This window comes from Peribacillus sp. (genome assembly GCF_059453735.1).
The window spans coordinates 1-10,902 of sequence record NZ_JAZVJO010000373.1; the positions used below are offsets into that span (position 1 = coordinate 1).

General features: G+C 38.0%; 13 protein-coding genes and 1 pseudogene. 5 read left to right on the forward strand and 9 right to left on the reverse strand.

The window, feature by feature from the left end:
• Positions 1-286: 286 nt before the first annotated feature.
• Both AC52RT_RS12060 and AC52RT_RS12065 read right to left on the reverse strand, forming a co-directional pair.
• Positions 287-439 carry a YpzG family protein gene (locus tag AC52RT_RS12060; protein ID WP_081704844.1) on the reverse strand — a complete coding sequence of 51 codons (153 nt, stop codon included), beginning with the start codon at positions 437-439 and terminating at the stop codon, positions 287-289.
• A 151-nt stretch (positions 440-590) separates the two neighbouring features.
• Complete coding sequence (locus AC52RT_RS12065) at positions 591-977, reverse strand: nucleotide excision repair endonuclease (protein ID WP_495540970.1); 387 nt, start codon at positions 975-977, stop codon at positions 591-593.
• A 180-nt stretch (positions 978-1,157) separates the two neighbouring features.
• Here AC52RT_RS12065 and AC52RT_RS12070 point away from each other — a divergent pair, with 180 nt between their 5' ends.
• Entirely contained in the window at positions 1,158-1,460 is a 303-nt protein-coding gene (locus AC52RT_RS12070; RefSeq protein WP_495540971.1) for a type II toxin-antitoxin system HicB family antitoxin, read from the forward strand.
• A gap of 46 nt (positions 1,461-1,506) precedes the next feature.
• Here AC52RT_RS12070 and AC52RT_RS12075 read toward each other — a convergent pair whose 3' ends face one another.
• Entirely contained in the window at positions 1,507-2,400 is an 894-nt protein-coding gene (locus AC52RT_RS12075; protein ID WP_495540972.1) for a sensor domain-containing diguanylate cyclase, read from the reverse strand.
• Positions 2,401-2,544: 144 nt separating this feature from the next.
• Here AC52RT_RS12075 and AC52RT_RS12080 point away from each other — a divergent pair, with 144 nt between their 5' ends.
• The 3 genes and pseudogenes from AC52RT_RS12080 (at position 2,545) to AC52RT_RS12090 (ending at position 4,582) form a co-directional block, all read left to right on the forward strand.
• Complete coding sequence (locus AC52RT_RS12080; RefSeq protein WP_495540973.1) at positions 2,545-2,877, forward strand: phage holin family protein; 333 nt, start codon at positions 2,545-2,547, stop codon at positions 2,875-2,877.
• Positions 2,878-2,886: 9 nt separating this feature from the next.
• Positions 2,887-2,994 (forward strand): annotated as a pseudogene (locus tag AC52RT_RS12085) (endonuclease); the annotation flags it as partial.
• 217 nt (positions 2,995-3,211) lie between these two features.
• A complete protein-coding gene (locus tag AC52RT_RS12090; RefSeq protein ID WP_495540974.1) occupies positions 3,212-4,582 on the forward strand; it encodes an amino acid permease in 1,371 nt (456 codons plus the stop codon).
• A gap of 33 nt (positions 4,583-4,615) precedes the next feature.
• Here AC52RT_RS12090 and AC52RT_RS12095 read toward each other — a convergent pair whose 3' ends face one another.
• Positions 4,616-5,512, reverse strand: coding sequence for a DUF4349 domain-containing protein (locus AC52RT_RS12095; RefSeq protein WP_495540975.1), 897 nt, complete (start codon positions 5,510-5,512; stop codon positions 4,616-4,618).
• 132 nt (positions 5,513-5,644) lie between these two features.
• Here AC52RT_RS12095 and AC52RT_RS12100 point away from each other — a divergent pair, with 132 nt between their 5' ends.
• Positions 5,645-6,136: a TspO/MBR family protein gene (locus AC52RT_RS12100; RefSeq protein WP_495540976.1), complete on the forward strand. Its 492-nt coding sequence runs from the start codon at positions 5,645-5,647 to the stop codon at positions 6,134-6,136.
• Positions 6,137-6,178: 42 nt separating this feature from the next.
• On the opposite strand, the gene AC52RT_RS12105 is transcribed toward AC52RT_RS12100, so the two are convergent.
• The 5 genes from AC52RT_RS12105 to AC52RT_RS12125 form a co-directional block, all read right to left on the reverse strand.
• Complete coding sequence (locus AC52RT_RS12105; protein ID WP_495540977.1) at positions 6,179-8,491, reverse strand: bifunctional 2',3'-cyclic-nucleotide 2'-phosphodiesterase/3'-nucleotidase; 2,313 nt, start codon at positions 8,489-8,491, stop codon at positions 6,179-6,181.
• A 79-nt stretch (positions 8,492-8,570) separates the two neighbouring features.
• Complete coding sequence (locus tag AC52RT_RS12110; RefSeq protein WP_495540981.1) at positions 8,571-9,032, reverse strand: DinB family protein; 462 nt, start codon at positions 9,030-9,032, stop codon at positions 8,571-8,573.
• Positions 9,033-9,094: 62 nt separating this feature from the next.
• Positions 9,095-10,213 (reverse strand): DNA polymerase III subunit beta, encoded by a 1,119-nt coding sequence (gene dnaN / locus AC52RT_RS12115; RefSeq protein ID WP_495540978.1) that lies wholly within the window; start codon positions 10,211-10,213, stop codon positions 9,095-9,097.
• Positions 10,214-10,297: 84 nt separating this feature from the next.
• Positions 10,298-10,645, reverse strand: a complete 348-nt coding sequence (locus AC52RT_RS12120; RefSeq protein WP_495540979.1) for a cupin — start codon at positions 10,643-10,645, stop codon at positions 10,298-10,300.
• A gap of 35 nt (positions 10,646-10,680) precedes the next feature.
• Positions 10,681-10,902, reverse strand: a 222-nt coding sequence (locus AC52RT_RS12125) for a CotH kinase family protein (protein ID WP_495540980.1), incomplete at its 5' end; no start/stop codon positions are given.

Below are 10,902 nucleotides of genomic sequence, written 5' to 3' on the forward strand. Positions count from 1 at the left end.
CCTTATCTTTCCATTATTTAAACAATTTCATACGACTTAAAAGCAGATTAATTAAAAATAACTGCTTATCCACTGTACTCTATTTTCTTTAGAGCCTGCATAAAGTCTACTTCATCATCATACCAACACAATCAAATATTGCAAGAGTCAGCTAAAAAAACAAGATATAGTCGCACCTGCCCTTTGAATAGGAAGAGAATTGCTATAAAGTCAGAAAGGCTGTCGAGGTTACTCGACAGCCCAGAAGACTCCTAAAGAGCCTCCTCTTTCCTTCCGACCGCATCCTTTACCACCTGTGAGCCTTAGCATTGCTTCTAAGGATCATGGTTTGCTGTGATTCTTGGGTGTGCCCATTCACTTGAGATTTAGAACGCTTAGGTCTTGTCCAATTATGGTGAAACTGCTGCGAATGTGGATCTAACTGTTCACGGTAGCTCATTCCATATCACCTCATTGTTAGAATCGGATACGCTGGAGCGATATTCAAAAGAATATCAAGAGTAGTATTCGATAACAGCCAAGATATCATACTTGATTTTCACAAAAATAAGCTGAATGCAAATGCAGTCAGCTCTTTCTTCGATATGAGATTACTCTTTATTTAGATTATAAAATACTTTATCAACATTGTACTTTGCTCTACGCATATTGATAATATAGGTTTCGTAAATTTCACGTTCCATCGGATCTTCAACCACAAGGATTTCAATCTTAGTCACGTCTTTTCGGTGAAGTTTGATTGGTGATACATTATCCTCAAAGTGTTTCTTAACGCGTTGTCTTAGTTTTCTTGCTTTACCAACGAAAAGAAGCTCATCTTCATCATTATAAAACATGATAATGCCGCCCTTATCCCTTGGAATTAAATGAAAATCAATGAAACCAAAAATCGATGGAATGACTGCTTCGTCACCTTCAATGACTTGTGTTCGCTGAGTAATCGTTATATCTGTTGCTGGAATATCAATTTTTATCACTTTAGTTCACTTCCTCTGTATGGGTAAAGGTAAATGTTATCATAGGTGATGGATTAAGTGCAAGCACCCCGCTAGTCCAATAAGTTCACATAAACCTTAAATGATAGGGGTTCATCTATGATATTTAGGGAAACTTTTGCTACAATATAGAAAGAAGTTAATCATTCAGGAGGAAAAACAATGACTACATATGCAGCAGTTTACTATTATGAAGCACGGCCAAATAAAGAAGAAGACTATACAGTTCATGTCTTTTTTCCCGATTTACAAGCAGCTGGACTACCAGCAATCACGATGGGAGACAATCGTGATGACGCCAAAGAAGCAGCTGAGGATTTCCTTGCTATTTCTTTGGATATGGCCGCTGACGAAGAAAAGATGCTTCCTGAACCTACACCTATCGAAAAGATTAAGTTAGCAGACTTTATTGAAAGTGAAGAAATTAAACCCTTTCGAATTGAATTAGATTACGTGTCTGTATAAACACATTCTTAACAATCTTCCCTCTTCAACCTATTGATGGGGGGATTTATCCTTCACTCAGTTGGTTCTTTCCTTTGCTTTTAGACTCATATAGTAATTGGTCCGCCCTAGTAACTAATTTTTCATATGGAGTTTTTTGGGTATCTGTCAGGCCTGCTGAAAGCTTAATGTCTGCATAATGACATTTTGTCATAATTTCATCGATAAACGGTTTTGATTGATCAGTATTTTTATTATAAAAAACAATACTGAATTCATCTCCTCCTATTCGAAAACCATACGCATCCCATGGGATCGTTTCATGAATGATACTACTGCAGGTTCTAATTAATTGGTCACCTGTTTCATGACCTAATTGATCATTGACCTGTTTTAAGGAATCCAAATCCAGGATAGCAATCGAATGATCCCCATCTTGCTCAGGAAGATTATCATATACTTTATCCCAGAATCTTCGATTGTATAAGCCTGTCATGGGATCTTTCGCATTTATGATTTGCAAATCAATCGCATATGCTAGAAAAGATGCAAGTTTCTCTAGGATACTGATTGTTTTTTCGTCAAACATATTAGGTTGTTGATCAAACACGCAGAATGTTCCAAAGACAGAGCCATCACCTAAAAGGATAGGCACTCCTGCATATGAACATAGATTAAGCTTTTTCACCTTTTTTCTGTCATCTTGGACAGCATTTTCTATATCATCCACTACGATTGGTTTCTTATTTTTATAAACTTGATGGCAATACGTTTTTTCAATAGGTACCATCATTCCTTCTGTGAAGACTTCATGATTCATTACCTTTAGAGATTTAAACGTACTTTCATTAATATAACTGATTAGAAAAGGCTTTTCACCTATTATGAGGTTGGCAACATCTAATAGTTCGCCCGTTATCTTAGAGAACGTTCGCTCATCGGTTATCGGTGGCACAAGCATGATCTAAAACCTCCCTTATCATCCTAGAATCATTATATCATTCTCTTTTACTATATAAAGGGAATGCTAATAGGAGATTGGTTTCGAAATAAAGTCAGTTGGGGTACTTTAGAAATAACAAAGGATTAGATTGGAGGAAAGATCTTGAATATTATTTTCCGCCTATTTATAAGCGGTTTCATTCTTCTCATAATTGATTGGCTGCTTGACTCAATATCTATTGCATCATATGGAACTGCTTTACTTGCTGTTTTCTTACTCAGCATGATGAATTTACTCGTTAAGCCCTTTCTCCATCTTATTTCTTTGCCCATTACCATTTTAACATTCGGATTGTTTTCATTTGTGATTAACGCACTTACCTTCTATATAACGGCTTTCTTTATTGAAGGGTTTGTCATATCCTCTTTTTGGGGCGCACTTATTGGTTCAATCTTGTTAGGATTTACGCATGGCCTGCTTACAAAAAAAGAGTAACACACATTTGTTGATGAACTTGAAAGAGCACGGCATGAACGAATCTATTCCCGCTATCAACATAATCGGAATCCTTTCATAGACCATCCCGAATGGGCTGAAGCAATATGGGAATAAGAGAAAAAGATTCTTTAAATGACTACTACCTTCCATTCATGATCCATCATAATTATGGAAGTACAGTTACTTAAAGGTGCTCGCTTTACAAACGATATTTTACAGGCTATCATTACATATATTAATTTCAAATTTTGTAAAAAATGGAGACGTGTAATCTAGTAAATAATAACTCTATTACATCCATGATACTACTGGAAGAAAAGGTGAAGAACACATGCAGAATACAAAAGAAAATCCTCAACTACACAGGGGGCTTGAAGAACGGCATATTACCCTCATGTCGCTTGGTGCTGCCATCGGCGTTGGCCTGTTTCTCGGATCCGCTTCTGCAATTCAGCTAGCTGGACCAGGAATTATCATTTCCTATGCCATTGGCGGGTTTGTCATTTACTTGGTCATGAGAGCATTGGGAGAAATGGCTATAAAAAACCCCGTAGCTGGCTCATTCAGTCGATATGCTCGAGATTACATTGGCCCGTTTGCGGGATATATCACGGGATGGAATTATTGGTTCTTATGGATCGTTACTTGTATGGCCGAGATTACAGCTGTCGGAATATACATGCAGTTTTGGTTCCCAGATACAGCACAATGGGCTTGGGCTCTTGGTGCCCTGCTTATTATGACAACCGTAAATTTTCTTTCTGTCAAAGCATATGGTGAATTAGAATACTGGTTTTCCTTAATTAAGATCATCACCATCGTCTTAATGATTATTGTAGGTTTTGGCATGATATTCTTTGGTTTAGGCAATGGCGGAGACGCAATTGGATTTGCCAACCTCTTTGAACATGGAGGATTTTTACCTAATGGTGTGTCAGGAATTATTATGTCTTTCCAAATGGTCATGTTTGCTTATTTAGGAATTGAGATGCTTGGAGTCACGGCAGGAGAAGTTAAAAATCCTGAGAAAAGTTTAAAACGTGCGATTAATACTGTTTTTTATCGTATTATGATTTTTTACGTTCTCTCACTAACTGTCATCCTATCGATTTATCCATGGGATGCTATAACTGGACAAAATAGTCCATTCGTCTTAACTTTTGAAAAAATTGGTATCCCTGGCGCAGCTGGTATAGTTCAGTTTGTTGTTCTTACCGCTGCACTATCGTCATGTAACAGTGGTATCTTCAGCACCGCCAGAATGCTATTTAATTTGGCCCAGCAGGGAGAATCTCCGAAACAATTTCAGCGTACCACTAAGTCTGGTGTACCAGGTACAGCGTTGATTGTTTCAGCAATTGTTCTCTTGTTCGGTGTTTACTTAAATTATATCGTTTCAGATAAGGTATTTGGCTATGTCACTAGTGTTGCTACTTTTGGAGCACTTTGGACATGGGGTACGATTCTCATTACACAGCTGAGATCGAGAAAGGTTATGAGCGCCCAAGAGTTACAAAAGCTACATTTCAAAATGCCGCTTTTCCCTTTGACCTCATACTTTGCACTTGCATTCTTGGTTTTTGTAATGATCGTTTTAGCTTTTTCTCCTGTCACACGGATTGCCTTAATTGTAGGTCCGATCTGGCTTGGAATTTTAACTATCATTTATTTTGCGACCGGTCTTCACAAACGTAATCAGTAAAGAAAAACCCGCTTAAGCGGGTTTTTTCTTTGACTATTTTTTTCGTCTTCTCATAACCCATAGGATCAGCACAGTGATTCCTACTAGAATAATGAGTATAGGTAGATTACCCACTATAAAAACAACGAGCCACGATCCTGCAGCAAGGATAAAATTCGCACTCTCAGCGAATTGCTTTTTAGTTTTATCCCATGTATCTAAATCTTTATTACTTACTTCTGGAACTACTATCCCCCTTTGAATGAATAGTAATGACACTGTAGCAAAGGATGTTTGATTTTCTAGATATTTCATTTTACCAGTTACTTCTTCAAGTTCTCCTTGAACCTGAGCTAGATCGGCAGAAATCTTTAATAAATCTTCGGTTTTTTTAGCTTGTTTCATAAATTCAAGCAGTCTAGCTTCTACAACTCGTTTTGACTTAAGGCTTGATTCTAGATCAACGTATTCTTCCGTAACATCCTGTCCGGTAATTGTTCTGCTTAGGACCTTTGCAGCTTCATCTTCTGCATCATGTAAAAAGTCTTGAAAATACTGTTCAGGGATTCGAACAGTAGTCGACCCGCTCATCTCCTCTTCCTCTTCTTCTTCACCAGATACAGTAGATTCAACAATATATCCTCCATACTTTTGTACCTTTTTTTCAATCAATATGCTTGTTTTCTCTAGGCTTTTTACTTTTAGCTGTAATTCAGCCTGATGAATGACCATCCGCTCAGAAGTGTTCTTTTCAACTTGTTTGTCGGACTTGTTCTCAGTCTCCGAATCTGTCTCAGATTCATTGCCGGAAAATGTTTCACTGTTTTTTGACGTATTATCCATTTTAGCCGAATCCTGCGTCTTGTGCTCACTATCGTCGTTGCTGCAACCTATTAAGAAACAAGAAACACTCAAAAGAACAGTCAATATAAGCATAGATTTTTTAGCCATAGTAATCCCTCCAGACCTCGTTAAATGTAAGACGCCTTAAAAGGAAAGAAGGTTACAAAATGACAGATAAAATGTTTAAGTTTCATTAAGAAGGCCAAAATAAACTATTACTTTAAGAAAGTGGTGTTGCATTTGACTATACTAACTGTAAATGGTGAAACGGATATTCGAAGACTAGCCAAAAATGTCTTACTCCCTATTGTTGGAGGTTCATTAGTCGGGATATTCGCTACAAGAAAGGCGAAAGAAAAATACCGAAAGCTAGATAAACCCTCATTCGCTCCTCCTTCTTGGGTATTTCCTGTCGCATGGACTGGACTGTACACCGCAATGGGACTAGCTCGATACCGAGTATCTTTAAAGGAAAAACAAGAATCTCTCCCTGAATCTGCTCCCCTCTACAATGTACAGCTTGGGTTGAACTTCCTCTGGTCCTTCTTGTTCTTTAGATGGGGACTTCGCGGGACCGCATTTATCGAAATGGCGATTATGCTCTCGCTCATTACCATCACCTCATACGAATACTATAAACGAGACAAAACGGCCGGTGCCCTAATGATTCCGTATATTGGCTGGGTATTCTATGCACTTGGCTTGAACTATTCCATCTGGCAAAAAAACTAAAAAAATATCCCCGTCTTAAGACCGGGAGATTTCTGGTTCACCTTATTCAGCTGTTAAATTGAATTTATAGATTCCGAATCCTTTTTCATTTAACTTATTAGTGTAAGAGATTTTACTATTTTCCGTTAAATACGCTGCTCCATTTGGCGACGAAGTGAAACTTACGTTTACTTGGCTGTTTATTGGCGCTATCGACCAGTTATTATCGGCCGTTGGATTAATTTCTTTTACTTCAGTAATATAATCCATCAAAATTTGGCGATTTTCATCAGCTGAATCCACGATATATTCACTGCCTTTAACACCTGGGAAGTTCCCACCCCCAGAAGCCCGGTAATTGTTCGTAATCACAATAAACTCTTGATTAAGATCTAATGCCTTTCCATCATAGGTTAAATTCGTAATCCGATTAGTATCAGACACCTTCAAACCTTTTTCGTCATATCGAGCCGGTTTAGTTACGTCAATTTGATAAGATACTCCATCTATCACATCGAAGTTATAAACAGCGAACTTATCATTCAGTAATGCTTGTTCTTCTGTTTTATTCGGATCAATTTTATTAAATTTACCTGCTGACATCTCCAGCCATTCCTTTACCGTTTCTCCTTTAATCTTTATTGCTTTTAACGTATTGTCATATAAATAAAGATCCCCGGCACTCCGTATTGTCAGACCGCCTGTCTTGATTTCAGTAAACTCTTCCACACCATTGCGTCCAGCCTTAAATGGTGCCCCGACTGATAGAATCGGTAAATTACTATATTCAGGACGGGTGGTTTTAATATATTTCTCCACGTACCATTTTTGAGCACTTGTTACGACCTGAACGGAAGGGTCATCCTGAACAAGAGCAAAATAACTGTGTATCGGGGCAGTCGTCGTGCCAATCGGTGTATTCACATAGGCAACCGTCGCTTTATGATCAGCTGTTACTGCCTTTACGATAGCTGGATCTTCAGCTGCTTTAACCCCAGTTACAGTGTCATTAATTACTCGTGTAGAGGATTGTGAATTAACGACTTTCCATTTTCCTTTAACAACTTGCAAGTTAAGATCAATTAAACCAAGATTACTGCCGCCATATCCTGCTTGAACCGCTGGGACACCATTAATGGTTCCCTTAGCATTATCAACTCCAGGAAGAACCTTTCCTTCACTGTCTTTAAATAAGGCATCCAATGACTTTTCATCTGCTGCTGGAAAGACCTTATGTGTATGTGAGAAAGTAATTGCGTCAATCTCTTTTACCTTACTAAGATAATAAATAACATCATCCGTAACAGAAATATCACTATTAAAACCAGAATGGGCCAGGGCAATGACTACATCAGCGCCCTTTTTCTTCATTTCAGGAACGTATTTGTTTGCGCTTTCAACAATTCCCTTGGCTACAACTTTACCATCAAGGTTTGCCTTATCCCAATCCATGATTTGCGGTGGAACAAACCCGATATATCCAACCTTAACCGTTTTACGAGCTCCACTTTCATCATAAACTGTTTTATTCACAATTTTATATGGCGTGTACATATTCTTATCATTTTTAGGATTGTTGTCTTTATCCTTCACATATACATTCGCATTCACATATGGAAAATTCGCATCATTAACGGCTTCCTTTAGATAGTCGAGGCCGTAATTAAATTCATGATTTCCAAATGTCGCCATATCATAACCAAGCTGATTCATAGCCTTATAAACAGGATGAACTTCTCCTTTTTTCAATGGCTCAACAGTTGCTTTATATGTACCAAGCGGAGTTCCCTGAATTAGATCGCCATTATCCACCAAGACACTATTTCTCACTTCTTTTCTTGCTTGCTTTATTAATGTAGCAGTCTTAGCAAAACCAACTGTATCGGAGACAGCATCTTTATAGTAATCGTATCCTAAAAGATTCGTATGAACATCCGTTGTTTCCATAATACGAAGAGTCACTGGGGCATTATTAACTGGCTTGGCCAGACTGCTTCCAAAGTTCTTAAAGTTTCCATTATACTTGCTGACAACCGACACCTTTACCCAATACTCCGGGTTTGAAGCACTAAATGAAACGGAAAACTTCTCTGCTTTTTTAATATCCGTTTCCACTGCTGTTTGGGTAACAGGGGTTGTCCCATTGATCAGTTGAAATACAACTGTTTCCAACCCTTTATTCCCTTTTCCAGGCGTAACGGTAACAGAAGCTTTGATACCTTTTTTATAGTCAACACTAGGTGCCGAAATAGTAAAGGGATCTTTCGATTTTACTGTCTTCGCTTCCGTATTCGCTGGTAACGTAAATTGTGCTGTTGTCAGACCAATAGCTAAAGAAGTTAGAAAAAATTTTTTCCCATTACTTAATAATGACATACTGCACTCTCCCCTAATAATTTGAAATACAAGAATACTATACCATACAAAAATTACTTTTAATTAGAAATTTTTTACTTTATTCATTGGCAAGACCTCTATCAATAAAATTTGCAGAAATCGGTTTCATTCCCATTTTTCTTGCCCATATGGAAAGCTGCCCAATATGATGAACCTCATGAACGATAATATGACGTATGATTTCACCTTTTGTAAAAGATTGATTAAGCCATGATGCATAAACGATCTGGTTTTCTATATCATGCGTCCATTCGCTAAGATATGCTTTATTTTCCTGCTGGAGTTTGTTTGAAAGATCTTCAATCTCATCGATGCTGTTGTAGGAAGTTAAATCAATTTCAATATCCGGTTTTCCCATAAGGGTCCGGATCCAGCTGTATTCCACATCAATAATATGGAGAATAGTTAACCGAAAACTCCCCATGCCCCCAGCCCGTTCCTTAGTTTGCTCTGATGCAGATATGCCGCGGCACCACTGAAGCCACTCCTCTCGAACCTGCCAATTGTACTGGAATAACATAAGCACACAATTCATCCCTTTCTACCTGATTCAACTTAAACGAGCAAGAACTCCCCCGACTCTTAAACCCGTACTGGAGAAATTATATGCAGTAAGGAATCATCTCCGAAAGGTGTAATAAGAATGGGGCGCATCGTACCTCCAAAACGAAGAATTGTTTCTGCGGTATGTATGGTATTTAATGCATCAGACATGAATACTCCATTGAAGATTATTTTCAAATCCAGCTCATTCTTAATACTGTGCATCATTTGTCTTTCAGAGATTTCTCCCAACTCTGCAGAAGCTGATACTAATAACAGTTCTGTCTTGGAGTTAATGATTAATTGGATAGTGTGATTCCTGTTGGAAGCTACAAAACTTGCCCGCTCTATCCCTTCTAAAAAACTTTTAGTAGATACGCGTATTTCTGTCTGATGTTCTTTTGGAATCAACATGCTTACATCAGGGTAGTTTCCCTCAACCAATCGAAAATACATTGTGATGTTTTTCATTTGAAAAATCATATAGCTGTCTGTGAAAAAGATAGAAACATCTGATTCAGCTTGATCGAGTATTCTTATTAATGCGTTTATCCCTTTGTTTGGGAGGATGACTGAACACCTTATATCTTGGTTAGCTATTTGCAGTCGTTTACTGGCTAATCTATGTGAATTCGTTGCCGCACACGTAATCTTTCCCTCACTGATACTCATGTTTATACCGCACAAAATCGGCTTTGTTCCATTTTTAGCTGCTGCAAAAGCCGTTTGTTTAAACAGGGCACTAATTTCACTTTTTTTGAGTGTAATAGCTTGAACAGCTTCCATCTTGGGCAGCTCTGGATAGTCGTCTGGATTTAGTCCATTTAGACGAAGGTTGATATCACCAGAAGTTATCTCGATAAGAAAATTACTAAGTCCTTTTACGTTTATTATTTCAGGTAATTTTTTCATTATGTCTAAAAATAGTTTTGCAGGAAGCAGCACAGAGCCCTCTTCAATTAATAATAAATCATCCGAACACACAGGGATTACTTGTTTCATTATGACGTCCGAATTACTCCCTACTAAAGTCAGATTTCCGCTTGAAACAACGAGCAGCATTCCTGATAAGACCTTATATAGCGTTTGAGTAGCTGCCATTCCACTTATATCCGTTGCTGCTTTAATGAATAAATCGCGATTTATGACGAACTCCATGGCATTCTCCTTAATAAAGACTTTTCTGACTACTTACAGTATATAGGAACAAACGTTCTAAATACAGATATTTCTTTAACGAGTTCATTTCTTTTTCATAAATACAGCCGGTTCTAATGTTTCGGCTTCTATGACAATGTCCATCATACCTGTTTCGCTGATTGTTTCATGTCCCTCCCCTTTTTCCCAGAACACCGCATCACCAGTTGCAACCACAGATTCCCGCTGATACCACGTACGCCCTTCCCCCTGCACTACAAGAAGTAATTGCGGTACGACCGCTTTGTGATAACCAATGATTCCACCCTCAGCCAGATGCATGCAGTTCATGCGTACTTCAGCCTTTGTATTAAGTATTTTCGTCATAATAAATGTCGAATCAAAGTGGTTAATTACTTGACCAACCTTTTTACCAAAAGTAAATATCTCCAAAATTGTCCCCCCTATTTAACTACCAAATATATAATCTAGTCGAGTTGGTTTAAATTTTGGTAAAGATAGTTTGCTCGATTAACGATAAATTGTGATATGACTTCGGGTTCTTTATCAAAAGTAGAGATTGTGTTCTTTAAATATGGGTCACTAAGGACATACGGTCGAATCATTGGAAAGGTATCATCGATACGAGGCATTAAATATTCAAGGGTAAACTGGCTCTTTAACACTTCAAAAAGAAGCGTCTGATATTG

Excerpts from the sequence above, each read along its gene's own strand:
- AC52RT_RS12060 (WP_081704844.1), bottom strand. The coding sequence starts at position 439 with ATGAGCTACCGTGAACAGTTAGATCCACATTCGCAGCAGTTTCACCAT.
- AC52RT_RS12075 (WP_495540972.1), bottom strand. The coding sequence starts at position 2,400 with ATGCTTGTGCCACCGATAACCGATGAGCGAACGTTCTCTAAGATAACG.
- dnaN (WP_495540978.1), bottom strand. The coding sequence starts at position 10,213 with ATGGAGTTCGTCATAAATCGCGATTTATTCATTAAAGCAGCAACGGAT.
- AC52RT_RS12095 (WP_495540975.1), bottom strand. The coding sequence starts at position 5,512 with ATGGCTAAAAAATCTATGCTTATATTGACTGTTCTTTTGAGTGTTTCT.
- AC52RT_RS12105 (WP_495540977.1), bottom strand. The coding sequence starts at position 8,491 with ATGTCATTATTAAGTAATGGGAAAAAATTTTTTCTAACTTCTTTAGCT.
- AC52RT_RS12090 (WP_495540974.1), top strand. The coding sequence starts at position 3,212 with ATGCAGAATACAAAAGAAAATCCTCAACTACACAGGGGGCTTGAAGAA.
- AC52RT_RS12070 (WP_495540971.1), top strand. The coding sequence starts at position 1,158 with ATGACTACATATGCAGCAGTTTACTATTATGAAGCACGGCCAAATAAA.
- AC52RT_RS12110 (WP_495540981.1), bottom strand. The coding sequence starts at position 9,032 with ATGTTATTCCAGTACAATTGGCAGGTTCGAGAGGAGTGGCTTCAGTGG.